Below are 25,544 nucleotides of genomic sequence, written 5' to 3' on the forward strand. Positions count from 1 at the left end.
GAGACTGGCCACCCGGCGGGGTGGACAGGACCTGACGGGCGCAAGCCCCGATGGACCCGGCCGCAGGGAGTGCGGCGTCAGCATAACATTCCGGAGGAAAGTTCATGGCTGATAATACCGACCTGTCATTCACAGGTCTTACTGACGAGCAGGCCCAGGAGCTGCATTCCGTCTACATGAGCGGCCTTTGGCTGTTCTCGGCGGTTGCAGTGGTTGCACACCTGGCAACCTTCATCTGGCGCCCCTGGTTCTAAGGAAGGATCAATACAATGGCAAAGTTCTACAAGATCTGGCTCATCTTTGATCCCCGTCGCGTGTTTGTCGCGCAGGGTGTCTTCCTCTTCCTGCTGGCTGCAATGATTCACCTGGTGGTGCTGTCCAACGGCATCAACTGGTTCGAAACCGCAGCAGCCGCTGGCAACATGTAAGCCAGTCAGCTCGGAAGGGCTAACAAGATCGCTGCGGGCGGCAGACCATCGCCCCGCCCGCAGCAAAACCAAATTCAACACGACGGCGGAGTCCCTTCCGTGGACTTGCCGGCAAACGCGGAGATAAAGAAGATGGCGCTGCTCAGCTTCGAAAAAAAGTACCGCGTCCGCGGAGGGACGCTGATCGGCGGCGATCTGTTCGACTTCTGGGTTGGGCCGTTTTACGTAGGCTTCTTCGGAGTCACGACCGCCTTTTTCGCTCTGCTCGGCACGATCCTCATTTTGTGGGGCGCGGCCGATCAAGGCACATTCAATCCATGGCTTATCAACATCGCGCCGCCTGACCTGAGTGTCGGTCTGGGCATGGCACCGCTGATGGAAGGCGGCCTGTGGCAGATCATCACGATCTGCGCGACGGGCGCGTTCATCAGCTGGGCGCTGCGCGAAGTCGAGATCTGTCGCAAGCTGGGTATCGGGTATCACGTGCCCTTCGCCTTCGGCGTCGCGATTTTCGCCTACGTGACGCTCGTGATCTTCCGCCCGCTTCTGATGGGTGCGTGGGGACACGGCTTTCCGTACGGTATCTTCAGCCACCTCGACTGGGTGTCGAACACCGGCTACGCCTACCTGCATTTCCACTACAACCCGGCCCACATGCTCGCGGTGACGTTTTTCTTCACCACGACCCTGGCGCTCGCGTTGCACGGTGGCCTGATCCTGTCGGCGGCGAACCCCGAAAAGGGTGAAGAAGTGAAGACACCGGATCACGAAGACACGTTCTTTCGTGATTTCATCGGCTACTCGGTCGGCACGCTCGGTATTCACCGGATCGGATTGCTGCTCGCTCTCAATGCCGGATTCTGGTCTGCCATCTGTATCATCATCTCTGGCCCCGTCTGGACGAAGGGCTGGCCCGAGTGGTGGAACTGGTGGCTCGATATGCCCATCTGGGGCGCCAATGTGGGGATGTAATCATGGCTGAATATCAGAACATTTTCACGCAGGTCCAGGTTCAGGGCACACCTGAATGGGGTCTGGAGACCGAACAGTCCGGCCGCGAGCGGATGGGCAAACCCGGTTTCTCGACGCTGGTCGGATGGATCGGCAACGCGCAGCTTGGCCCGATCTGGCTGGGTTGGACGGGGATGGTGTCGCTTGCGACGGGCATCCTTGCGCTCAACATCATCGGGCTGAACATGCTGGCCCAGGTCGACTGGTCGATCCCGGAATTCATCCGCCAGCTGTTCTGGCTCGCGCTGGAGCCGCCAAGCCCGGAATACGGCTTGCGCTTCCCGCCGCTACAGGATGGCGGATGGTACATCATCGCCAGTTTCTTCCTGCTGGTGTCGGTGATGAGCTGGTGGGCGCGGAGTTATCTGCTCGCCATGGAACACAAGATGGGCAAACACGTCTTCTGGGCGTTCGGGTCCGCCATCTGGCTGTTCCTCGTGTTGGGCCTGTTCCGTCCGATCCTCATGGGGTCCTGGTCGGAAGGCGTCCCGTACGGGATCTTCCCGCACCTTGACTGGACCACCGCGTTCTCGATCCGGTACGGCAACCTTTACTACAACCCGTTCCACTGTCTGAGCATCGTGTTCCTTTATGGCTCTGTCCTGCTGTTCGCGATGCACGGCGCGACCATTCTGGCGGTGACCCGTTACGGCGGCGACCGCGAACTGGAGCAGATCGTCGACCGTGGTACGGCCGTCGAACGGGCTGCCCTGTTCTGGCGCTGGACCATGGGCTTCAACGCCACGATGGAAGGCATTCACCGCTGGGCATGGTGGTTCGCGGTCCTGACCCCGATCACTGGTGGTATCGGCATCCTTCTGACCGGCACCGTCGTGGACAACTGGTTCATCTGGGCCCAGGAGCATCACTTCGCTCCGATGTATGACGGCTCTTATGGCTACGAAGCTTACGGCTCCTATGAAGCCTTTATTGGACAGGAGAACTGATCATGCTTCCGATGTGGTTCAATAAGTGGAACCGGGAGAACCCGACCAACATCTATGGTCCGGCCATCCTGGTAGGAGCGGCGGGGGTGGCCGTCACGGTTGCCGCGTTCATCGTGGTGGTTGGCCAGCCCTTCAAGACCGAAAGCCTTCAGACAGGCCCGCGCGGAACCGGGATGTCCAGGCCGGAATTCGTCAATCAGATCCGCGACGCGGATCCGACAATTGCGGCGTATCTCGGTCGTGACCAGATCACCGAAGAGGATATCGCGGGGGTCAGTGACGCGGCTCTGGCGAACCTGCCACCCAATCTGCCCGATATCTCCGACGAGAGATATGCAGAGCTGATCGTGGCGATGCGGGCCTGGACCGGTATTCCCGATCTGATGGAAGACCCGGACAGCTATCAGACGCAGGTTGCCTACACGATGATCGGCATGACGCAGAGCATCAACGAAAACTGGATCGGACACGTTCAATCCAACGCCGAAGTGGGTGTCAGTTGCTATTCCTGTCACCGTGGACAGCCTGTTCCGTCCGAGATCTGGTTTCGCATGGGTCCGGTCAACGAAGCGACCGAAGGGTGGGCGGCAGTTCAGAACCGTGTGACGGTTCAAAGCCAGTATACATCGCTGCCTTCTGACGCCCTCGAGACCTATCTTCTGGATTACGGTCGCATCGGTGTGCATGACCTCGAAGCGCATGTCGCCGCCTATCCGTCGGAAGAGGGGTATCCGACCTGGCAGGACACGGAACGGACGTTCAGCCTGATGAACTACGTTTCCAACTCCCTGGGTGTGAACTGTGTCTTCTGCCACAACTCGCGTGCCTTCTATGACGTCGAGCAGGTGACACCACAATGGTCGACGGAAATGCTCGGCATCTCGATGGTGCAGGAGATCAACAACGAATGGCTTGTGCCTCTCGAAGGGCTCTATCCGCCCGAGCGGCTTGGTCCTGTCTTTGCGGATGCGCCCAAAGCGGCCTGCAAGACATGCCACAAGGGCTACCAGCGGCCATTGCAGGGTCTGAACGTCATCGGTGCCTGGCCGGAACTGGCCAATATCGACCCGGTGCTTGACTGAACATTTCCGGGGTTGCGTCGATTGACGCTGCCCCGGAACGCCAGATCCGGCTTTGACAGGTTCCCAAAACGCAAAGTCGGGTACGGGGCTCAACACCCCGGTTCCCTTCCTGTTGGCTACAGGAACTGGCGTCACGTTTCTGGCTAACCCTGGCAAACGTGACGCCTAACTTCTCTCTTTCCCCGAGGAGACTGACAGATGACACATACCATCACTCCCACTCTCGACCGGGTCGCCGGCCCTGCGGATTTACGCAAGATGGATGATGCGACGCTCACGACGCTCGCGGATGAAGTCAGGTCCGAGGTCATCTCTGCCGTATCGCAAACCGGCGGGCATCTTGGCTCGAGCCTGGGCGTGGTCGAACTGGCTGTTGCCATCCATGCCGTGTTCAACACGCCGATGGACAAACTGGTTTGGGACGTGGGCCACCAGTGTTATCCGCACAAGATCCTGACCGGCCGCCGTCACCGCATGCCGACGCTGCGTCAGAAAGACGGTCTCTCGGGTTTCACCAAGCGCAGCGAGTCCGAGTACGATCCGTTCGGTGCGGCGCATTCTTCCACGTCGATTTCAGCCGCCCTGGGGTTCACCGTCGGCCGCGAAATGGGCCGACCGACCGGCGATGCCATCGCGGTGATCGGGGACGGGGCAATCAGCGCCGGCATGGCCTATGAAGCCATGAACAATGCCGGCCACGAAGGCCGCCGGATGTTCGTCATCCTGAATGACAACGAAATGAGCATCGCTCCGCCGGTCGGGGCTATGTCGTCCTACCTGAGCCGCATGTATGCGAATGATCCACTGGCCAAGGTGAAATCCCTGGCCGAAGGCTTCGAGGCATCCTTGCCCGCGCCGATGCGTGAAAGCGCAAAGCGCGCGCGTCAGCTTGTAACGGGCAACCTGCAAGGATCCGGCACGCTTTTCGAAGAGCTTGGCTTTGAATATATCGGCCCGATCAACGGGCACGACATGGGCCAGCTTCTGCCAGTTCTGCGCGCGGCGCGGGCGCGGGCGACCGGTCCGGTCCTGATCCATTGCTGCACGGTCAAGGGCAAGGGCTATTCCTATGCCGAGAACAGTGCCGACAAGTATCACGGCGTATCCAAGTTCGACGTGCAATCGGGCACGCAGGCCAAATCGAAACCCAATGCGCCCAGCTATACCAAGGTCTTTGGCGACACGCTCACCGACGAGGCGTCGCGCGACCCCAATATCGTCGGCGTGACGGCAGCGATGCCGGGCGGTACCGGGATCGACATTCTGGCCAAGAGGTTTCCGTCACGGGTGTTTGACGTGGGCATCGCGGAACAGCACGCCGTGACCTTTGCCGCGGGCATGGCGGCGACAGGGCTGAAGCCATTCTGTGCGATCTACTCGACCTTCCTGCAACGCGGCTACGACCAGGTTGTGCATGATGTCGCGCTTCAAAACCTGCCCGTGCGCTTTGCCATCGACCGCGCAGGGCTTGTGGGAGCCGATGGCGCGACCCATGCCGGAGCGTTCGATGTCGGATACCTGACGGCCCTGCCCAACATGACGGTTATGGCCGCTGCCGACGAGGCCGAGCTGATGCATATGGTCGCCACGGCAGTCGCGCATGACAGCGGACCGATCGCCTTCCGCTATCCACGCGGGTCCGGAAATGGTGTCCAGTTGCCGGACCGGGGCGAGGTGCTCGAAATCGGCAAGGGCCGTGTTGTTCAAGAGGGCAGCGATGTCGCCTTTCTGAGCTTCGGCGCGCATCTGGCCGAGGTTGAAGCGGCCACGCGGCTTCTTGAGAAGGATGGTGTCAGCGTCACGATCGCCGATGCCCGTTTCGCCAAGCCGCTCGACATCGATCTTATCCTGAAACTCGCCCGCACGCATGACGCGTTGATCACCGTCGAACAGGGCGCGCGCGGTGGCTTTGGCGCGATGGTCCTGCATGAACTGGCGGATCGCGGGGCTCTGGATTTCGGGCTCAAGGTGCGCACGGTCACGTTGCCTGATCGGTTCATCGACCAGGCGTCGCCCGACGAGATGTATGCCGACGCTGGCATGACCCGCTTCGACCTGTACAAAATGGCGGTGTCCTTGACGTCCAGCGACGGCAAGGTGGTGCCCCTCACGAAAGGCGCGTGAGGGTCAGATCCAGTCCAGGGCGTCTTCGACCAACCCGGTCACGCTGATGGTGAATTCGGAATTCTCGGCAGTGTCGATCATGGCAGCGTGATCGTCGATCATGTCTTTCGCATCCTCGACCGAAGCCATCGTGCCATCGAAGGTCTGCATAACGTCGTTTGCGATCGAGATGTTATTCAGACCATTGACCACCGCAAAATAGGCTCCGATCTCTGCCTTGGTTTCGAGGTATTGCGCGTCGGCCGGGCTACCGCTGTCGGCCTTTGCCCCGTCGATCATCCTGAGAATGAACTCTGCGCGCTCGATGCTGCCGCTGTCCAGAAGGCCAGTCCAATAGCCGAAGCCACCCGCGTCCGGATCACGCCCCAGGATGTTCGAATAGACGGCCTCAACAAAATCGCCGGTGCTGCTCGACCCGCCGTACAGGGCCTGCGTTTCCGGTTGCCCGTAGAATTCGCGGGCGATGTCAGCCATCGACAGATCACCATCCGCCAGGACTGACCCCCAGAAAAGCAAACCCGTGGAATCCGGCGCACGGTTGAAATAGGCGACATAAAGCTCGCAGAACGCCAGCATGTCGGCATCCGTCAGGGTGCTGACATTTGTGAATTTGCCCAGTTCGAAGAGCGAGTCATCGAATTGCAGACGCTCGATACTGTTGAGCGTGTCGGTCCCGTCGCCACCGCTGCGGTCCTCGATAAGGATCGAGCCGCTGTCGATGGTCAGCCCGTAATCCGCCATGTCGTTCATGTAGACGGCCATGTCGTTGCCCGCGTCGCCCCACAGGATATCGTTGCCACCGGAACCCGTTATCGTGTCGTTCTGGTCGGTTCCAACAAGGTTTTCTGCCGTCGCTGTCCCGACAAGGACTCCGACAGAATCCCGTTCCGTCGGAGTCGCAGTCGACGGAGCGCCTTCCGGTTCGATGATGTCCGGCGTCGTGTTCCCGCCTGTCATCGCAAAATTCTGGGTCACCATTACCGAGTAATAGGTGCCGCTGTCGTAGGAATAGGTCCCCGTCTGGATACCGATCCCGACCACCTCCAGATTCGGCATGAGGATGTTCTCGCGGTGGCCAGGGCTGTTCATCAGGGCGATGTGCAAATCGTACACGTCATCGAACAGGCCCTCTTCACCACGCTCGCTCTGGGCAGCGATGTTTTCAGCCGTGCGCCACGACCCGGACAGGTCGAACCCTTCGGCGGTCATGCGTTCGGTTGGCGTTGTTCCGCCCGCGCCGGTATGGCTGAAGACATTGGTGTCGAGCATCCACAAGGAATGCGCATCGGCAGACGCGTTCAAGACCTTGTCGAGCACGAGTTCGTTCAAGCCACGGCTTGTGCGCTCCTCGTTGACGAGATCCAACATGTACCGTTCCAGATCACTGGCGGTGGCAGCAGACATCCCAAACTCCCCAGTTCGAGCCCCTCTTAAATGTCTAGGGACAGACTAGGGCAAGAAACAGAAGCGAATGTGTTTAAAATTAGCTTTTTTAGACTGAGTTTTCGCAAGAAATTGCAAGTTTCCCGAATATTTGAGGCGCGTATGTGTCAAGGTAGATGCGAAGCCACGGGGTAAAGCGTGTCGGTTCGTCAACCACCTCCTGCATCAAATCGCCATAGCGCACCCACCGGGTCGCCATGACTTCGTCGGGATTGAGCGACAGGTTCGGGGTGCCTTCGACTTCGGCGACGAAGATATCCACCACTTCATGTTCGATCAGTCCGCCGCCGACGTCAGCCCGGTATTCCACCCGGTCGCGGTAGTCGAGCGTCAGGTCAGTGATGCCCAGCTCTTCCTTCAATCGTCGGTGAGCGCAGGTCAGGCTGCTTTCCTTCCAGTTCGGATGGGTGCAGCAGGTGTTCGCCCAAAGCCCGGGCGTATGGTATTTTCCCATCGCCCGCCGTTGGATCAGGATCTCGTCACCGCGCAGAACGAAGACCGAGATCGCCTTGTGCTTGAGTCCGCGGATATGCGCATCCAGCTTTTCGACGGGCTCAAGTGTATCGCCTCGCCACGCAGGGATCAGCGTCTGGGTCATACATGGGTCTCCCTCACCAGCCCCAAAAGGTGACGCGCATTCTTGAAGCCGATCTTCAGATGCGCCATGGGCCGTGCCTTCACGAGCTTCTTGTTCATATACGCCTCGAAGGTCAGTTTTTGAACATCGACATCGTGACACAGGGACACGAACCGTTCCCGGCGCGAGTCGCTCTTGTAATAGGCGTCCTGCATCTGGCCAAGAACGCGGAACACTGTCTTGTGCTCTTTCATGAACAGGCGGCGGGCTAGGGCCAGATCGGTGATCCGTCCGGATTTCAGGGTCGCCGCACAGGCTGTTGCGGCCACACGTCCGCAAACCATTGCATAATAGATGCCTTCACCGCTGGACGGCGCCACAACACCGGCCGCATCACCGGCGAGCACCACGTCACGCGCATTGTCCCAGAAACGCAGCGGCTTGAGCGGGATTGGCGCGCCTTCCCTGCGCAGGGTTTCGCAATCGGCCAGTCCCGAGGCCTGACGCAGAGCAGCGGTGGCCTCTTTCAGGTTCACGCTTTGAATATAGGTGCCCATGCCGACCGAGGTGGTGCCGCCATGTGGGAAGACCCAGCCGTAAAAGTCGGGACTGATCGCACCGTCATAGATCACGTCGCAGCGCATTGGATCGTAGACGTCGTTCTTTTCCGGAGCGGCTATGATCTCGTGATAGGCAAAGACCAGCGGAACCTTGTCGCCGCCTGGGATCTCGTCACGCGCAACTCGGGAATTCGCGCCATCGGCCCCGATGATCAGACGGGTTTCAAGCTTGCGCTCTTCGCCGCTCTCCTTGTCGCGGTAGACCACCCAGCGCTTCTTCGCCTTCTTGTCGCGGTCGATCCGTACGAATGTGCCTGTGAACCGTACGGCACCGGCCGCTTCGGCACGGGCGCGCAGGAAGGGGTCGAAATCCTTGCGATCGACCATGCCGACAAAGCCGTTCTCGATGGGAATGTCCACGTGCCGCCCGGTGGGCGAGATCATGCGCGCGGTGTTCACCTTGGCGACCAATTGCTCTTCGCCGATGTCGAAATCCTGCATCAGGCGCGGGGGAATGGCGCCGCCACAGGGCTTGATCCGGCCCTCACGGTCCAGAAGCGCCACGCTGTGCCCGGACCGGGCAAGGTCTTCGGCGGCGGTTGCACCCGATGGGCCACCGCCCACGACAACAACATCATACATGGTCATTCTCCTGCGATCAGTTCGGCTTGGACGGGTCGACCCTCCATGATGCGCAATGCCATGAAGGCGGCGCACAGGAACAACCCGGCTTCAAATACAAAGACGGCCCCGAAGGCCGGTGCGTCGGTGGTCAATGTCCGCATGATGTCAGCGGCGGCGGCCCCGGTCAGGCCACCGAAGCCCGCGGCAATTGCCTGCGCGGCGCCCCAAAGGCCCATGCGTGTGCCTTCTCGCTTTTCGCGGCCTTCACCGGCCAGCGCCATCATAGACCCGATGGCGGCCACGGCGAAGGCGCCGTTGAAAAAGCCAAGGGCAAACACCGCGGGCAGCAATGTCTGGGGCAGGGCGTAGCCACCCAGAATGGCGACCACGCACAGGCTGGCCGCCGACCCAAGGCATCCGCCGATGACCCAGTTGCGCAGACACCCAAAGCGCAGCGCGGTGGCCGCGACGCCGACGGTGAGCATCCCGAGGAAGACACCGCCGTTCTGGATGCCTGAAAGCGTGGTGCTTTCTCCGGGTGTGAAGCCGAAGACGAGGCCCGCGTAGGGCTCGAGGATCAATTCCTGCATGAAATACGCGGTCATCGACAGGAAGACGAAGATCGTGAAGAGGCGCGCCTTGGGTTCGGCCCAGACCTCGGCCAGGCCTTCGCGAAACGGCACTGGATCGGGTTCGGGCGCGGCTTCGATGCCGCGTTCGATGCGCCATGTCGCAAGGACCGTGATCGCCAAGGCGGCCAAGGCAACACCCGTGACGACTTCGATCAGGACGGCGGGTGTGTAGGGATCAAGCAGTTGCCCCACCACACCGGCAGTCATGGCAATACCGAAGATCATCATCAGCCATGTGATCGTCGCGGCAGCCGCCCGACGGTGCGGCGCGGTCGCCGTGGCAAGGAGCGCCAAAACGGATGTGCCCGCTGCCCCCGCGCCGAGACCGATAAGGGCATAAGCAACAATCGACATGGCCAGACCAAGGGAATAGCTCGCGGCCATTTCAACAACGCCCAGAGCGGCAAGAACGCCACCTGCGGCAAGAATGACCATCCCGCGCAGGATCCAGCGTGTGCGGTTGCCGCCTTTGTCAGACAGAAACCCCCAGTTCGGGCGCGTGATCTGGATGCCGTAATGCAAGCCGACCAGCATGCCCGGAAGAACGGCAGGCAAGGCCAGTTCGACCACCATCAGCCGGTTCAGTGTCGATGTGGTCAGGACAACGATGGCACCCAGCGCCATCTGAACCAGCCCCAACCGGACGATGGCAAGCCAACCCAAGCTCATCAGAACACTCCTACCGCGCGAAGCGCAAAGGCGGATACCATCATGCCCGAGACATACATCAGGACCCCGGTCGCGTTATACCAAGGGGCCTTGGCCTTTGGATCCTTGAGCATGACGGACATGGCCCAAAGCTGACCAAGCAGCAGCATCAAGACGATGGCGGCATGGGTGGATTGCCCCCATTTCGCCAGCGCGAGGATCACGAACACCTGCGGCACGATCATCACGATACAGGCGACCTTGGCGGCCTTTTCAGGGCCAAGCGTCACCGGCAGGGAATTCACGCCCATCTGGGCGTCACCCTCAAGCGCCTTGAAATCATTCAACGTCATGATGCCATGCGCGCCGATGCCATAAAGCAGTGCGATCAGGATGATCGGTCCTGAAGGAAGCGTCTGACTCAGGACTGCGGCACCGGTGAACCAGGGCAGTGATTCATAAGACAAGCCAACCAGCCCCGGACCAAACCATCCGGAGCGCTTCAGGCGGATCGGTTCGACCGAATAGGCCCACGCTGCCAGCACGCCAACAACGGTGGCGACAAAGCCCCACGTTCCCAGCATTGCGCCCAGAGCCAAAGACAGGACAGACATCGCCAACGCGATCCAAAGACCCCACCGACCCGGGATGCGCCCGGACGGGATCGGACGACCGGGTTCGTTGATGGCATCGACATGCCGGTCACACCAATCATTGGCGGCCTGGCTCATGCCGCAGACAACCGGACCGGCAAGGATCATCCCGACGATCAACAGTCCCAGATGTTCGGTGATCGCCACACCCGAGGCGACGGCCCCGCACGCATAGGCCCACATCGGCGGGAACCATGTGACGGGTTTGATCAGCTCCAGCATGGCCGAAGGGGCAGGGTAGCGATCTTGGTGTAAACTTACGCTGACAGTCATGTGTCAACTAGACACGACAAATCGATTCATATCAAGTGTAACAGAGCGGACAAAATGTCATCTCAACTTGACACTTCTGCGCGCGAAAATGTCAGTCGCCGTCCGTGTCGCTGTCTTTGTTGAGCAGCCCGTATTTCCGCAGCTTCACGTAGAGGCTCTGTCGGGACAGGCCCAGCATTTCGGCCGCAGCGACCCGGTTGTTCCGGGTCAGGCTGACGGCGGTTTCGATACACATCTTTTCCACGACATCGGTGGTTTCAGACACGATTTCCTTGAGCGTGGCAGAGCCCACAAGCTCCATCACGTTGCGGCTCGACTCCTCGCTTGTCTGCACGGGGGCCTTCCGCATGGCATCGACACGGCTGATATCGCGGATGATGAAGCCGAGATTCGGTTCGCTTCGTTCTTCGAGAAAGGTGACGGACATCTCGACCGGGGTCTTGGCGCCGAAATCGTTCAAGAGCTTGGTCGAGTACATCCGCATCTGGCCGGTCCGACGCGCGTTCTCGATGAGGACGCTCATGTCGATCTGTCCGCGACCGAGGAAATCGGCAAAGCTTCGGCCCCGCACGTCCACCGCATGCGCCGTGTCGACAAGATCGAGGAAGGCATCGTTGCACGCTTCGATGGCCCCGGTGACCGATGTGAACACGATCGCGTCCGATCCCTTTTCGAACATCGCCGCGAGATTGCTGCCGAGGTTGTCGAAACGGGTGGCATTGTCTTCGGCGGTGGTCAGGCGGCAAATGAGAATACGCTCTCCACCGGCCCGAAACACCTGCGGGCTTATCACTACGCGCTGCCGACCGCGGCGCGACTGAAGGTCGATCCCGGCGCTGGCTTCGGACATCGCGGCATTGATCAGCGCTTCGGTGAATTCTTCGCGCCGCTTGTCGCGGAACTCCTGCGCGAAGACCGACCCGATGAGGTCCTCGCGCGTCGATTGCAGAAGCGATGCTGCCGGTTCGTTCAGATCCTTGATCTTGCCGTCATTGACCGACACGAAGACGACGCAGTCACGCACCGTGCGCAACAAGAGCCGATAGCGCGCATCGAACTCCCGGCGGGCCTCGTAGCCCTGTTCGAGAGACATCTGCGCCTGCACAAGCTGCTGTTGCGTCTCGGCGATCGGACGCAGGTCACGACCCAGCATCAGGAATGACCCATCCGACCCGAACGGGTGAAAGCTGTAGCGGATCGGGAATTCCCAGACCGCATTGTCCGAATGGTTCAGTTCGACCGAGCGCTTCGGAACCTCGCCGCGTTTTAGCACCTCAACTACGGATTCGAATTTCGGGCGGCTTTCCTTGGTCAGGAAATCCATCACCGGGCGACCCTCCCAATGGCCCAACTTGCCGAAGGAGGTTTCGTTAGGATTGATCAGAACAGAAAGAACCTCGCCGGAGCGAGACACGGCGAGGGCAATATCGGAAGCAACTGTAATAATGCTCGACAGAACTTCGGCATCGATCAGGGGGACGGAGCCGCTGCTCCAGAAACTGGACCCACTACTGTTCATTACCGAGTCGACGACCTGCTCTTGTATTTGTTCTTTTCGCACAGCTTGAGTGCAACCTTCACATCGTTGGACACCAGGTCGACATCGGTCTTTTCTTTGACACCATCCGCAAGGCTTAGGACGATCCCACCCAGAACGATCTGTGGCGGTACCAAAATACCTGTCCGAATGCGTTTAACCAACTTTGCGATTGATGCAAGCGCGTCAGGCCGCGATCCCGAAAACATTACCATGTCGTAGGTTTCATCCGACAGTGCCTGCAAAACCGTTTCGTCTCGTGCGCCGAACAGGATCCGGACCGATGCGCCGGCCCTGCGCATCTGAGCGGTGGCGACATGCGGCCCGAGGGTGTGGCTGTCGTTCCCCTGCAAGAGCAACAGGACTTGTGTTCCGTCGGCCATTTCGGGCGGGTTGGCCGCCCAGGGCGGGGAGAGCATTGTCAAAAGACCCTGAAGCCGGGCCGTGGCAATTGTGACCTTGGCAAAGCCGATGACATCTTCGATCCACATTTGCCCCAGGTCGCGTGCCGCTTGCGGAATGTAGATATCGACGATCTGCTCCGGGCTGATCCGACGATCCTTGAGATCCTCCAGCAGCGCCTCGGAATTGAACGAGCCGGTCTGAAGCGCGGCCTCGACGAGTTTTTGCACCGCGCTGCTTCGGATGGTTTGTGCGCCATCATCGCCCTTGTCGCTCAGTACGGAAAGAACAGCAGAAGCCAGGGCCGAGATATCCGGGCGGTTTTCTTCGGTGGTGGCGCGTTCGTCGGTGTGATCCTTCGCCATATCGTATCCTCGTTACCGATCGTGCGTACCAGATGTCAGAAACATCAGACAACTATAGTGTCCGATTCTTGAGGCAGATTGTCAAAGATAATTGACAGTCTGGCTCGTTCAGCTTTTGATTCAAGGTAATAGGCCAGCTAAAACCCAAATAAAATAGCAGTTTGTCGTTATTATCTGGGAATCAGCGTGACAGCCTGGCTTGGCCGTAAACACAGATTTCAAAGTGTAAGTTTTAGTTGACACTCGGCCAAACCAGACGATACTTTTCGAGTGACTGGAACGGAATCGTGAACATGGCAGGATCGCAACGCGCAACTGGAAAGCCGGTGTTCCTCTACACAGAGGAGCAGCGCGCACGTCGGGACAACAGCGTCTGGACACTCATCCAGGGCGTGCTCGCGCCGCTTCAATTCCTTGTTTTTATTATCTCTTTGGCTTTGGTCCTGCGATATCTCTGGACCGGGTCCGGCTATGATGCCGCGACCGTTTCCATCCTGGTCAAGACTGTCTTTCTTTTGACGATCATGGTCACCGGCGCGATCTGGGAAAAGGTCGTGTTCGGACAGTATCTCTTTGCCCCGGCCTTTTTCTGGGAGGACGTGTTCTCGTTCCTCGTGATCGCGCTGCACCTTGCCTATGTCTGGGCGCTCTGGACTGGCGCGCTGAGCCCGACCGAAGAGATGTTGCTCGCTCTGTCCGCCTATGCCGCCTATGTCGTCAATGCCGGTCAGTTCCTGTGGAAGCTGCGCGCCGCGCGTCTTCAGGCCAGCGCAAACTCCCTGACCGACGAGGCCCCCGCATGACCGAGCGTTTCGCCCCTCCGCCTTCGCGTGGATGTTCCAATACACCCGTGCTCAAGCAACGCGGGCAGCACGAGGTTTTCTGTGGTCTGACCGGAATCATCTGGCTGCACCGCAAGATGCAGGATGCGTTCTTCCTTGTCGTCGGAAGCCGCACCTGCGCGCATCTCCTGCAATCCGCCGCTGGCGTGATGATCTTTGCCGAACCGCGCTTTGCGACCGCAATCCTCGAAGAAACCGACCTGGCCGGGATGGCGGACGCACAGCAGGAACTTGACCGCGTGGTCAGCGAATTGCTTGAGCGTCGCCCCGACATCAAGCAGCTGTTCCTTGTCGGGTCGTGCCCGTCAGAAGTGATCAAGCTTGATCTTGCCAAGGCCGCCGAACGCATGAGCGCCCAGTTTGCGCCGAACGTGCGGGTGCTGAGCTATTCCGGGTCCGGGATCGAAACGACCTTTACCCAGGGCGAAGACGCGTGTCTCGCTGCGATGGTCCCGGTGCTACCGCAGTCCGACGCGCGCGAATTGCTGCTGGTTGGCGCGCTGCCCGATGTGGTCGAAGAACAGGCAGTTGGTCTTTTGGAAGCGATGGGCATTGGCCCGATCCGGGTATTGCCCGCGTCACGTGTGAATGACGAGTATGGGATCGGTCCGAATACGCTTTACGCGCTGACGCAGCCGTTCCTGACCGACACCCACGAAGCGTTGCAACGTCGCGGTGCAAATCACATCGCAGCCCCGTTCCCGTTCGGCGAGGAAGGGACAACCCAATGGTTGCGCGCGATCGCCGATCAGTTCGGTGTGTCCGAGGCCAAGTTTGCCGAAGTCACCGACGCCCCTCGCGCCCGTGCCCGCAAGGCTGTCGCTCAGGCGTCCGAGGCGTTGCGTGGCAAATCGGTGTTCTTCTTTCCCGACAGCCAGCTTGAAATCCCGCTGGCCCGGTTCCTGACCCGCGAATGCGCCATGGAGGCGATCGAAGTGGGTGCGCCGTTCATCCACAAGACCATCATGGCCCCCGATCTCGACCTGCTGTCCGAAGGTCCGACCATTGCCGAAGGTCAGGACGTGGACAAACAGCTCGACCGTTGCCGCGCCGCGCGCCCTGACTTGACGGTCTGTGGGCTTGGCCTTGCCAATCCGCTTGAGGCCGAGGGCCTGACCACCAAATGGGCCATCGAACTCGTCTTCACCCCGGTGCATTTCTACGAACAGGCGGGCGACCTTGCGGGCCTCTTCTCGCGTCCGGTGCGCCGTCGTGACCTTCTGAAGCTGGAGGCGGCGGAATGAAGCTGACCGTCTGGACATATGAAGGCCCGCCGCATGTCGGCGCGATGCGTGTCGCGACGGGCATGACCGGCCTGCATTATGTGCTGCATGCACCGCAGGGGGATACCTACGCCGACTTGCTGTTCACGATGATCGAGCGGCGCAACCATCGCCCGCCGGTCACCTACACGACGTTCCAGGCCCGCGATCTGGGCGCGGATACCGCGTACCTGTTCAAGGACGCCGCGATGGCCGCCTACGAGCGGTTCAAGCCCGAGGCGATGATCGTCGGCGCGTCCTGCACCGCCGAACTGATTCAGGACGATCCCGGCGGCCTCTCCGAAACGCTTGGACTGCCGATCCCGGCCATCCCGCTCGAACTGCCCAGCTACCAGCGCAAGGAAAACTTCGGCGCGGACGAAACGTTCTTTCAGATCGTGCGGCACCTCGCCAAGCCGATGGAAAAGACCGCGCGCGTGACCGCCAACCTGATCGGCCCCACCGGCCTTGGCTTCCGTCACCGCGATGACATCGTCGAAGTGACCGGCCTACTGATGGATATGGGGATCGAGGTGAATGTTGTGGCCCCGATGCCTGCGTCGCCGTCCGAGATCGCCAAGATGGGTCAGGCGCATTTCAACGTGCTGATGTATCCCGAGACGGCCGAGACCGCCGCGCGCTACATGGAGCGCGAGTTTGGTCAGCCTTACACGAAAGTGGTTCCCATCGGAGTTGGTGCAACCCGCGATTTCGTGGCCGAAGTGGCGAAACTGGCCGGTGTAGAGCCTGTTCTGGACGACAGCCGCCTGCGTCTGCCGTGGTATTCGGCCAGCGTCGACAGCACCTACCTGACCGGCAAGCGTGTGTTCCTGTTTGGCGATGGCACGCATGTTGCCGCCTGCGCCCGCATCGCCCGTGACGAGATGGGGTTCGAAGTGGTCGGCATGGGCTGCTACAACCGCGAACAGGCCCGGATGTTGCGCAGTGTCGCCAAGGAATTTGGCGTAGAGCCCCTCATCACCGACGATTACCTCGAGGTCGAGCGCCGGATCGAGGAACTGGCCCCCGAGATGATCCTCGGCACCCAGATGGAGCGTCATATCGGCAAGCGCCTGGGCATTCCCTGCGCTGTCATTTCCGCGCCCGTGCATGTTCAGGATTTCCCGGCGCGCTACAGCCCGCAGATGGGGATCGAAGGCGCAAACGTGATCTTTGACACCTGGGTACATCCGCTGGTCATGGGGCTTGAGGAACACCTGCTGACCATGTTCCGCGAGGATTTCGAGTTCCACGACGATGCCGGCGCGAGCCATCACGGCCACAAGGCCAAGCTGCGTGATATCGGCAAGACAGAGACTGTTTCGGCGGAACCCGCCCAGGCCAATACCGGCCCGGTCGAGATCGTGTGGCTGCCCGCGGCGGAAAAGGAACTGAAGAAGATCCCGTTCTTCGTGCGCGGCAAGGCCAAGCGCAACACCGAAACCTTCGCGTCCGAGCGCGGGGTGCAGGAAATCAGTGTCGACACCCTTTACGAGGCGAAGGCCCATTATGCGCGATAGTTTCACCGAAGCCCGGGCGTATAACATCGCCATCATCACGCTGGACAGCCATTCGGCCGGTCCCGTGGCGCGGGCTTCGATCAACCTTGCGCAAGACTTCCCCGGTTTGAACGTGACGGTCCATGCAGCGGCAGAATGGGCCGAAACGCCTGATGCCCTGGCTGAAACCAAGAAGGCGATAGCCGACGCAGACATGATCGTCGCGAATCTCCTGTTTCTCGAAGAACATATCGCGCCGATCATGGATGATCTGTACGCCGCCCGTGACCGCGTTGACGGAATGATCGGCGTGATCGCCGATGCGCAGATCATCAAGCTGACCAAGCTGGGCAAGCTCGACATGAGCAAGCCCGCCTCGGGTCTGATGAAGCTGCTCAAGTCTCTCAAGCCCAAGTCCACCGACTCCGACGTTGAAAAGGGCGAAAAGCGGATGCAGCAGCTGCGCCGCTTGCCCAAGCTTCTCAAGATGGTGCCGGGTAAGGCGCAGGATCTGCGCTCCTGGTTCCTTGTCATGCAGTACTGGCTGGGCGGGTCAGACGACAATATCGAGTCGATGGTGCGCTACCTTCTGGGCAAGTACGCCAAGGGGCGTGAGGAATGGTTGGGAGCCGAGGCCGAAGCGCCCATCGAATACCCGGATGTGGCTCTGTATCACCCGGATTTGCCCAGCCGGATCACGACGGACATCGCCGATCTGCCGCGTCCCGCAGAGGTGAAGGCCACCATTGGCCTCTTGATGATGCGGTCCTACGTCTTGGCAAACGACACCGCCCATTACGACGCCGTCATTCGCGCATTCGAGGCCAAGGGCCTGGCCGTCGTGCCCGCCTTTGCCGGTGGTCTGGATGGTCGTCCTGCAATTTCCGAGTTCTTCCGCAACGAAGACCGGACCGCGATTGATGCCATGGTGTCGCTGACCGGATTCAGCCTTGTTGGCGGTCCCGCCTACAATGACAGCAATGCCGCCGTCAGTGTTCTGACAGAGCTTGACGTTCCGTATATCGCCGCACATCCGCTGGAATTTCAGACCCTGGGTCAGTGGGCAAATGGCGATCAGGGTCTTGGACCGATCGAAACCACCATGCTCATCGCGCTTCCCGAGCTGGATGGCGCGACTTGCCCCACCGTTTTTGGCGGTCGTCACAGCCCTGAAGGCTGCAACGGGTGCCACTACCAGTGCCCGTGTGACACGCAAAGCAAGGCAATGGCGCCTTGCCGCGAGCGGATCGAAAGCCTTGCCGAAAAGGCTCTGCGGCAGGCGACCCTGCGCCGCAAACAGAACGCCGACAAGAATGTCGGGATCGTTCTGTTCGGGTTTCCGCCCAATGCAGGTGCTGTCGGGACCGCCGCTTATCTGAGTGTGTTCGAGTCGCTGTTCAACACGCTCTGTGCGATGAAGGCCGAAGGTTACGATGTCGAAGTGCCCGAAAGCGTGGCCGCCCTTCGCGCCACCGTGCTTGAGGGCAATGCCAAACAATACGGCCAGGAAGCAAACGTCGCCGCCCATGTCAGCGCCGACGACATTGTCCGCAACACGCCGCCGCTGAAAGCGATCGAGGCTGTCTGGGGTCCGGCCCCGGGCAAAATCCAGTCCGACGGGCGCGGTGTGTTTGTTCTGGGCGCCCAGCTGGGCAAGGTCTTTGTCGGCGTGCAGCCCACGTTCGGCTACGAAGGCGACCCGATGCGCCTGCTTTTCGAAAAGGGCTTTGCCCCGACCCATGCCTTTGCAACCTTCTACCTGTGGATGCGCAACACATTCAAAGCCGACGTGGTCCTGCATTTCGGAATGCACGGGGCGCTCGAGTTCATGCCGGGCAAGCAGGCAGGTCTTGGTGCCCGCGACTGGCCGGATCGGCTCATCGGCGAGATGCCCAACGTGTATCTTTACGCGTCCAACAACCCGTCCGAGGCGGCGTTGGCCAAGCGCCGTTCCGGGGCCGTCACGGTCACGCACCTAACGCCGCCGTTGGCGCAATCCGGTCTCTATAAAGGCCTGCAAGAGCTGAAAGACAGCCTGACGCGCTGGCGGTCGCTTGACCCAGCCGACAACGAACGGGCCGAGTTGGAGGCACTTATCGCCGAACAGGCCGAAGCCGTGGACATGCAAGGCACCGAACCGGGCGCGCTCTGGCTGAGGCTGCTGGAGACCGAAGATGCGTTGATCCCGGACGGTTTGCATATCGTCGGCAAGGTCTTCAGCGATGATGCCCGCGCCGAGTATCTTAGACTGATCGAAACTGCCGACGACGAAACCAAGGCGAAAGTCGATGCGCTCTTGCAGGAAGAGACCGAACTTGCGGGTCTGATCCGAGCACTGGATGGCCGCTTTACCCCGCCGGTTCCGGGCGGCGATCTGATCCGGTCTACCGATGTGCTTCCTACGGGCCGCAACATCCATGCGTTCGATCCGTTCCGCATGCCGACCGAATTCGCCTGTCGCGATGGTGCGAAACAGGCACAACTTCTGCTGGAAACCCACAAGACCCTGCCGCGCACCGTCGCGCTGGTGCTTTGGGGATCGGACAACATCAAATCCGATGGCGCGCCCTTGGCGCAGGCTTTGGCTCTGATCGGTGCAAAACCGCGCTTTGACAGCTTTGGCCGTTTGTCCGGCGCCGACCTGATCCCGCTGGAAGAGCTTGGTCGTCCGCGCATTGACGTGGTGATGACGCTGTCGGGCATTTTCCGCGATCTTCTGCCTTTGCAGACCCGCATGTTGGCCGAAGCGGCGAAGAAGGCCGCCGAGGCGGATGAGCCACTTGAGATGAATTACATCCGCGCTCATGCCTGGGTCTATGCGCAGGAAAACGGGGTTGATCTGGAAACCGCCGCGCTGCGCGTCTTCTCGAATGCCGAAGGTGCTTATGGATCCAACGTCAACGCGCTGGTCGACAGTTCCGCCTTTGGTGACGAAGACGAACTGGCCGATGCCTACGAGGCGCGCAAGTCGTTTGCCTACGGTGTGAACGGCAAGGCGGCGGCGAACCATGCGCTATTGCAGGAAACGCTCAAGACGGTCGATGTGGCGTATCAGAACCTCGAATCCGTCGAACTGGGTGTCACCACGGTCGACCATTACTTCGACACGCTGGGCGGCATCTCCCGCGCGGTGAAGCGGGCACGCGGCGGTCAGGAAGCGGCGATCTACATTTCCGACACCACGCGCGGCAACGGCAAGGTGCGCACGCTTCAGGACCAGGTCGCGCTTGAGACCCGGTCGCGCAGCCTGAATCCCAAATGGTTCGAAGGCATGCTCAAGCACGGGGCCGAGGGTGTGCGCCAGATCGAAGCGCAGGTGACCAACACGATGGGATGGTCCGCCACCACCGGCAAGGTCGAAGCCTGGGTGTACCAACGGCTGAGCGAGACCTTTGTTCTGGACGCCGACATGCGCGCACGGCTGGCCGATCTGAACCCGACCGCATCCAGCCGCATGGCGAACCGCCTGCTCGAAGCGCACGACCGCAACTACTGGCACCCCGACGCCGAAACTCTGGCCGCGTTGCAAGACGCTGCCGACGCTCTGGAAGATCGCCTTGAGGGGATCGCCGCAGAATGAGCGCCAACACGCATAACCGGAGGCCCACATGAGCCCACTAGACGCAAAAAGCCCCCCCGCCGCCCGCGCTGCCCTGCGCGAAGCCGCAGGTCTGGAAGCGCGCGGTGTGTCCGCGCCGCCCATTCTCAGGGGCCAGGACGGAGAAGGGTCGGTGCAGGTGCACCAGGACAACTCGATGAAAATCGAGGGCGCCAAGGTGTTCTCGGTCTACGGCAAGGGCGGGATCGGCAAATCGACCACCTCGTCGAACCTGTCGGCGGCCTTCTCCAAGCTGGGCAAGCGGGTGCTGCAGATCGGCTGCGACCCCAAGCATGACAGCACCTTTACCCTGACGGGCCAGCTGCAGCCGACGGTGATCGACATCCTCAAAGAGGTGGATTTCCACGCCGAGGAACTGCGCCCCGAGGATTTCGTGGCCGAAGGCTTCAACGGCGTGAAATGCATCGAGGCCGGCGGCCCGCCCGCCGGCACCGGCTGCGGCGGCTACGTGGTGGGCCAGACCGTGAAACTGCTCAAGCAGCATCACCTGCTGGAAGACACCGACGTCGTGCTGTTCGACGTGCTGGGTGACGTGGTCTGCGGCGGCTTTGCCGCGCCGCTGCAACATGCCGACCGCGCGGTGATCGTGACCGCCAATGATTTCGACAGCATCTACGCGATGAACCGGATCATCGCCGCCGTGCAGGCCAAGTCGGCCAACTACAAGGTGCGGCTGGCGGGCTGTGTCGCGAACCGGTCCAAGGACACGGACGAGGTCGATCGCTACTGCAATGAGGTCGGGTTCAAGCGCATCGCGCACATGCCGGACTATGACGCCATCCGCCGGTCGCGGCTCAAGAAGAAGACGCTGTTCGAAATGCCGGACGAGGAAGACATCGTCATGGCCCGCAAGGAATACATCCGGCTGGCCGAGACCCTGTTCAACGGCACCGAGGCGATGGCGCCGCAGCCGCTGGAAGACCGCGACATCTTTGAGCTTCTGGGATTCGATTGATGACCTACGACGCCACACGCGACAGGGTCGAACACTATTTCGACCGCACGGCCACCAAGGTCTGGGAGCGTCTGACCTCTGACGCCCCGGTGAGCCGTATTCGCGAAACCGTCCGCAAGGGCCGGGACCAGATGCGCGACAAGCTGTTGGCGGCGCTGCCATCGGACTTGAATGGCGTCCGTGTTCTGGATGCGGGCTGTGGCGCGGGGCAGATGACGCAGGAACTTGCCAAGCGTGGCGCCGATGTCATGGCGGTAGATATCTCTCCGTCGTTGGTCAGGATCGCTCAGGATCGCCTGCCGCAAGGCTTGCACCGCAAGGTGAAATTCGCCAGCGGAGATATGTTGGCTGCCGACCTTGGAACATTCGACCATGTCATCGCGATGGACAGCCTGATCTATTACACCGAGGCCGATATTCGCGCTGCGCTTTCCGAGCTTGGCGAACGGACCAGCGCATCGGTCGCCTTTACCGTCGCCCCGCGCACGCCGCTGCTCATGACGATGTGGTATGCGGGCAAAGCGTTTCCGCGCTCCGACAGATCGCCGACGATGATCCCACACGGGCCGTCGCGCCTGTCGAAAACAGTCTCTGACATTGGACAACTCAATAATCTGGGTCGCGTGAATTCCGGTTTCTACATCAGTCAGGCTTTGGAGTTCCGGCCATGATCGTCAGCCGCAATCAGGTGAAGTCCCTGGGCATGAGGATGCTGCCGTTTTCGGATGCGGCGTCCGACGATCTGCCTTTGGGCCAACTGTTGCGGCTGGCCTTGTTCCAGGTGTCCGTTGGCATGGCGGGTGTCATGCTGCTGGGCACGTTGAACCGCGTGATGATCGTCGAATTGACCGTGCCCGCGACGCTCGTGGCGATCATGATTGCCCTGCCGGTCCTCATCGCGCCCTTCCGGGCGCTCCTCGGGTTCAAGTCGGACAATCACCGCTCGGCCATTGGCTGGAAGCGGATACCGTATCTCTGGTTCGGAACCCTATGGCAGTTCGGTGGCTTGGCAGTGATGCCCGCCTGTCTGCTCGTGCTGGGCGGCGATGTCACACATGACGTGCCCTTCGCGGGCGAGGTTCTGGCGGCGCTGGCGTTCATCATGACGGGCTTTGGCATGCACATGACGCAGACCGCCGGTCTTGCCCTTGCCGCCGACCGTGCCACCGACGAGACGCGCCCGCGTGTCGTGTCGCTACTTTACGTGATGTACCTGGTCGGAATGGGCGTCTCTGCCATCGTGATCGGGTGGCTGCTTCGCGATTTCTCGGGTCTTCTGCTGATCAGCGTTGTGCAGGGATGTGCCGTCGTGACGCTGGTTCTGAACGTGGTCGCGCTGTGGAAGCAGGAGCGCGTGCGCCCGATGTCGAAAGAAGATCGAGAGGCGCCGCAACCGTCCTTCAAGGATGCCTGGAAAGACCTGACCGCAGGTGGATCGGCCGGACGCCTGTTGGCGGTGGTGTTCCTCGGGACGATGGCGTTCAACATGCAGGATGTGCTGCTTGAACCCTATGGCGGCGAAATCCTCGGACTGAGCGTGTCGTCGACCACGTTCCTGACGGCGACATGGGCAGTCGGTGCGCTGATCGGCTTTGCGTTGGCCGCGCGCGTTCTTTCGAGGGGCGGCAACACCTATCGCATGGCATCCGTCGGATTGCTGGCCGGTGTCGCTGCCTTCAGCACGGTCATTTTCGCGGCACCGATGGACTCGACCTGGCTCTTCTTCACCGGTGCCGGCCTCATCGGCTTTGGTGGCGGGTATTTCGCCATCTCGACGCTGACTGCTGCCATGACATTGCCCGTCGACGGGCTGGCCGGGCGCGGCCTTGCGCTTGGTGCCTGGGGCGCGGCGCAGGCCACGGCTGCCGGATTGTCCACGCTGATCGGTGGGGCGACCCGGGATACGGTGAACTCTGTCGCCCTCTCTGGCCATCTGGGCGAGGCGCTTGCCGATCCCGTCACCGGATATTCCGTCGTCTATCACGTCGAAATCGCGCTTCTGTTCCTGACGCTCATCGTTCTGGGTCGTCTGGTCACGCAAAGCAGAGGCACCCTGACCATTCATCAGAAACCGACAGGGCTGGGCCTTGCCGATTTCCCAACCTGACCAAGGCCCATCAAGGAGAACTTAAGATGACCGAAGACTATATCCTTGGAAACCTCGACCTGGCGAGCATTTCGCTCTGGTTGTTTTTCATTTTCTTCGTCGGACTCGTTATCTGGATCCAGCGCGAGAACCAGCGCGAAGGCTATCCGCTGATCGACGAGGACGGCAGCCAGGCGGATGCGGGCAGCGTGTTTCCGAGCCCGGCCGACAAGACTTTCAAACTGCCGCATGGCCGTGGCGAATACATCGTTCCGTCGGGCCAGACACCCGAGCGAACGGATATCGACGGCAAGCTGACCAGGGCGTTCGAAAGTGGCGGCTTCCCGTTCGACCCGGTGGGCGATCCGCTGGCTGATGGTGTCGGTCCGGGCAGCTGGGCGCCGCGCCGCGACGAGCCCGAGCTTGACGGACACGGCCATCCGAAGATCATTCCGATGTCGGGCAGCGAAAGCTTTCGCGTGTCGGCCGGTCGTGATCCGCGCGGATTGCCGGTTGTCGCCGGAGACGGCGCCATCGTCGGCAAGATCAGCGACATGTGGATCGACGAGCCGGAACAGCTTGTCCGTTTCCTCGAGATCGAGCTTGACGCCGAATACGGGGGCGGATCGCGCCTTGTGCCGATCACCTTTACCCGCATCTGGGGCAACCGCGTGAAGATCAGGTCGATCTTTGGCGAACACTTCGCCGGTGTTCCCAAGCTTGCGGCAGCGCAGCAGATCACCAAGCTCGAAGAAGACAAGATCAGTGCCTATTACGGGGGCGGAACGCTTTATGCGAGCAAGGCCCGTCTGGAGCCACAGCTCTGATCCGAACAGCCAGGACGACAAAGGGGAACCACAATGCCACATGACGATTTTCAGGTAGAACCGGTCAAGGGCCTGCCAGAGACACCTCCCGAAGGGGAAGTGATCCTCTGGCAGGGCAAGCCGGATTGGTGGGCTCTGTCCAAGGAGTCGCTGAACCTGCTCTGGGTCGCGGGGTATTTCGTGTTCCTCGCCGCCTGGCGGTTCGTCGCCGTCATCGACCTGATGCCCCTGGGCCAGGCCATCTGGGCCTCCGTTCCGTTCCTGATCCTGGGAGGTATCGTTTGTGGCTTGTTGCTGGGCATCGCCTTTGCGCAGGCGCATTACACGATCTACACGGTCACCAACCGTCGCGTCGCGATGCGGATCGGGGCGGCCCTTACGGTGACCTTGAACCTGCCCTACACCCAGATCGGCTCGGCCAACCTGGACCTGCGCAAGTCGGGCACGGGGACAATCGCCTTCGATCTTCTGGGAGACACGAGGATCAGCTACCTGGTCTGCTGGCCGCATGTGCGCCCGTGGCGGATTTCTCCGACGCAGCCCGCGCTGCGCTGCATCCCGGATGCCAGGAGAATTGCCGCGATGATCTCTGAAGCGGCTCAGGCCCGCGTGTCGACACCGCAGGTCGAACGCGCCCCGGCGGCACCCAGTGCCGTTGCTGCGGAATAAGGAGCGGGATCATGGGAACCCAGACACTCGACAAGGCCCGCATCCACGCCACCGAACGGGAACTCGTGCCGCGCCTGTTCGTGCGGGCGATGTTCGGAATGGTGATGATCTGCCTCGTCATGGTCAGCCTCTACCGCTGGATGGACGGGCCGGTGCAATACACCGCGCCGGACTCTCCGGTGGTGATCGAAAAGGTGCTTTACCTCGAAGGCAATATGAGCGGATCGGCACAGGTCTTTGCCGAAGACAAGTCGCTGATTGCCGCCTACACTCCGGAAGAAGGAGGATTCCTCTCGGGCATCTGGAGGGTCCTGCAAAGGGAACGCACCAATGCGCGCGTCGCACTTGATGGTCCGGTGATCGTCCGGGCGCGGGAGAATAACCGTCTTGAGATCTTTGATCCCAGCACGGGATGGGGGGCCGACCTCATGGGGTTCGGCGCCGACAACTCGGCAGCTTTCGCCAGGCTGCTGAACTAA

General features: G+C 60.9%; 23 protein-coding genes. 16 read left to right on the plus strand and 7 right to left on the minus strand.

Going from position 1 to position 25,544, the window contains the following annotated elements; all coding sequences use genetic code 11:
• The first annotated feature begins 104 nt into the window (after window positions 1-104).
• The 6 genes from pufB (at window position 105) to dxs (ending at window position 5,592) form a co-directional block, all read left to right on the plus strand.
• Window positions 105-254 carry a light-harvesting antenna LH1, beta subunit gene (gene pufB / locus LCF60_RS07370; protein ID WP_072778079.1) on the plus strand — a complete coding sequence of 50 codons (150 nt, stop codon included), beginning with the start codon at window positions 105-107 and terminating at the stop codon, window positions 252-254.
• Window positions 255-269: 15 nt separating this feature from the next.
• The gene (pufA, locus tag LCF60_RS07375) at window positions 270-428 is read left to right on the plus strand and encodes a light-harvesting antenna LH1, alpha subunit (RefSeq protein WP_292290776.1); all 159 of its coding nucleotides are present in this window, start codon (window positions 270-272) and stop codon (window positions 426-428) included.
• Window positions 429-560: 132 nt separating this feature from the next.
• The gene (gene pufL / locus LCF60_RS07380; RefSeq protein WP_292290778.1) at window positions 561-1,400 is read left to right on the plus strand and encodes a photosynthetic reaction center subunit L; all 840 of its coding nucleotides are present in this window, start codon (window positions 561-563) and stop codon (window positions 1,398-1,400) included.
• 2 nt (window positions 1,401-1,402) lie between these two features.
• The gene (gene pufM / locus LCF60_RS07385) at window positions 1,403-2,386 is read left to right on the plus strand and encodes a photosynthetic reaction center subunit M (RefSeq protein WP_292290779.1); all 984 of its coding nucleotides are present in this window, start codon (window positions 1,403-1,405) and stop codon (window positions 2,384-2,386) included.
• Window positions 2,387-2,388: 2 nt separating this feature from the next.
• On the plus strand, window positions 2,389-3,468 hold the full coding sequence (gene pufC, locus LCF60_RS07390; protein WP_292290781.1) for a photosynthetic reaction center cytochrome PufC: 1,080 nt from the start codon (window positions 2,389-2,391) through the stop codon (window positions 3,466-3,468).
• A gap of 198 nt (window positions 3,469-3,666) precedes the next feature.
• A complete protein-coding gene (dxs, locus tag LCF60_RS07395; RefSeq protein WP_292290783.1) occupies window positions 3,667-5,592 on the plus strand; it encodes a 1-deoxy-D-xylulose-5-phosphate synthase in 1,926 nt (641 codons plus the stop codon).
• A gap of 3 nt (window positions 5,593-5,595) precedes the next feature.
• Here dxs and LCF60_RS07400 read toward each other — a convergent pair whose 3' ends face one another.
• The 7 genes from LCF60_RS07400 to LCF60_RS07430 all read right to left on the minus strand — a co-directional run bounded on the left by LCF60_RS07400 (window position 5,596) and on the right by LCF60_RS07430 (window position 13,306).
• On the minus strand, window positions 5,596-6,996 hold the full coding sequence (locus tag LCF60_RS07400) for a DUF4214 domain-containing protein (protein WP_292290784.1): 1,401 nt from the start codon (window positions 6,994-6,996) through the stop codon (window positions 5,596-5,598).
• Window positions 6,997-7,084: 88 nt separating this feature from the next.
• Window positions 7,085-7,633, minus strand: a complete 549-nt coding sequence (gene idi, locus LCF60_RS07405) for an isopentenyl-diphosphate Delta-isomerase (RefSeq protein WP_292290786.1) — start codon at window positions 7,631-7,633, stop codon at window positions 7,085-7,087.
• Entirely contained in the window at window positions 7,630-8,814 is a 1,185-nt protein-coding gene (locus tag LCF60_RS07410; RefSeq protein ID WP_292290788.1) for a geranylgeranyl diphosphate reductase, read from the minus strand. Before LCF60_RS07410 ends, idi begins: the two co-directional genes overlap by 4 nt.
• A gap of 2 nt (window positions 8,815-8,816) precedes the next feature.
• Window positions 8,817-10,097 (minus strand): BCD family MFS transporter, encoded by a 1,281-nt coding sequence (locus tag LCF60_RS07415; RefSeq protein WP_292290790.1) that lies wholly within the window; start codon window positions 10,095-10,097, stop codon window positions 8,817-8,819.
• Complete coding sequence (gene chlG, locus LCF60_RS07420; RefSeq protein WP_292290791.1) at window positions 10,097-11,002, minus strand: chlorophyll synthase ChlG; 906 nt, start codon at window positions 11,000-11,002, stop codon at window positions 10,097-10,099. The genes LCF60_RS07415 and chlG overlap by 1 nt, the downstream gene beginning before the upstream one ends.
• A 91-nt stretch (window positions 11,003-11,093) precedes the next feature.
• Window positions 11,094-12,521, minus strand: coding sequence for a transcriptional regulator PpsR (ppsR, locus tag LCF60_RS07425; RefSeq protein WP_292290792.1), 1,428 nt, complete (start codon window positions 12,519-12,521; stop codon window positions 11,094-11,096).
• Window positions 12,521-13,306: a cobalamin-dependent protein gene (locus LCF60_RS07430; protein ID WP_292290793.1), complete on the minus strand. Its 786-nt coding sequence runs from the start codon at window positions 13,304-13,306 to the stop codon at window positions 12,521-12,523. Before LCF60_RS07430 ends, ppsR begins: the two co-directional genes overlap by 1 nt.
• A gap of 293 nt (window positions 13,307-13,599) precedes the next feature.
• Here LCF60_RS07430 and bchF point away from each other — a divergent pair, with 293 nt between their 5' ends.
• The 10 genes from bchF to puhC all read left to right on the plus strand — a co-directional run bounded on the left by bchF (window position 13,600) and on the right by puhC (window position 25,544).
• The gene (bchF, locus tag LCF60_RS07435; protein ID WP_292290794.1) at window positions 13,600-14,109 is read left to right on the plus strand and encodes a 2-vinyl bacteriochlorophyllide hydratase; all 510 of its coding nucleotides are present in this window, start codon (window positions 13,600-13,602) and stop codon (window positions 14,107-14,109) included.
• Window positions 14,106-15,392: a ferredoxin:protochlorophyllide reductase (ATP-dependent) subunit N gene (locus tag LCF60_RS07440; RefSeq protein ID WP_292290795.1), complete on the plus strand. Its 1,287-nt coding sequence runs from the start codon at window positions 14,106-14,108 to the stop codon at window positions 15,390-15,392. Before bchF ends, LCF60_RS07440 begins: the two co-directional genes overlap by 4 nt.
• Window positions 15,389-16,930, plus strand: coding sequence for a ferredoxin:protochlorophyllide reductase (ATP-dependent) subunit B (gene bchB, locus LCF60_RS07445; protein ID WP_292290797.1), 1,542 nt, complete (start codon window positions 15,389-15,391; stop codon window positions 16,928-16,930). The genes LCF60_RS07440 and bchB overlap by 4 nt, the downstream gene beginning before the upstream one ends.
• On the plus strand, window positions 16,920-20,489 hold the full coding sequence (locus LCF60_RS07450) for a magnesium chelatase subunit H (RefSeq protein ID WP_292290799.1): 3,570 nt from the start codon (window positions 16,920-16,922) through the stop codon (window positions 20,487-20,489). The genes bchB and LCF60_RS07450 overlap by 11 nt, the downstream gene beginning before the upstream one ends.
• 175 nt (window positions 20,490-20,664) lie before the next feature.
• Window positions 20,665-21,483, plus strand: a complete 819-nt coding sequence (gene bchL / locus LCF60_RS07455) for a ferredoxin:protochlorophyllide reductase (ATP-dependent) iron-sulfur ATP-binding protein (protein ID WP_292290860.1) — start codon at window positions 20,665-20,667, stop codon at window positions 21,481-21,483.
• The gene (gene bchM / locus LCF60_RS07460) at window positions 21,483-22,154 is read left to right on the plus strand and encodes a magnesium protoporphyrin IX methyltransferase (protein WP_292290801.1); all 672 of its coding nucleotides are present in this window, start codon (window positions 21,483-21,485) and stop codon (window positions 22,152-22,154) included. Before bchL ends, bchM begins: the two co-directional genes overlap by 1 nt.
• Window positions 22,151-23,590 (plus strand): PucC family protein, encoded by a 1,440-nt coding sequence (locus LCF60_RS07465; protein WP_292290802.1) that lies wholly within the window; start codon window positions 22,151-22,153, stop codon window positions 23,588-23,590. The genes bchM and LCF60_RS07465 overlap by 4 nt, the downstream gene beginning before the upstream one ends.
• A 26-nt stretch (window positions 23,591-23,616) precedes the next feature.
• Window positions 23,617-24,396, plus strand: coding sequence for a photosynthetic reaction center subunit H (gene puhA, locus LCF60_RS07470; protein WP_292290804.1), 780 nt, complete (start codon window positions 23,617-23,619; stop codon window positions 24,394-24,396).
• A gap of 33 nt (window positions 24,397-24,429) precedes the next feature.
• A complete protein-coding gene (gene puhB / locus LCF60_RS07475) occupies window positions 24,430-25,065 on the plus strand; it encodes a photosynthetic complex putative assembly protein PuhB (protein ID WP_292290806.1) in 636 nt (211 codons plus the stop codon).
• Window positions 25,066-25,076: 11 nt separating this feature from the next.
• Complete coding sequence (gene puhC, locus LCF60_RS07480; RefSeq protein WP_292290808.1) at window positions 25,077-25,544, plus strand: photosynthetic complex assembly protein PuhC; 468 nt, start codon at window positions 25,077-25,079, stop codon at window positions 25,542-25,544.

It is taken from the genome of Marivita sp. (assembly GCF_020055635.1).
In the GTDB taxonomy this organism is placed as follows: domain Bacteria; phylum Pseudomonadota; class Alphaproteobacteria; order Rhodobacterales; family Rhodobacteraceae; genus Marivita.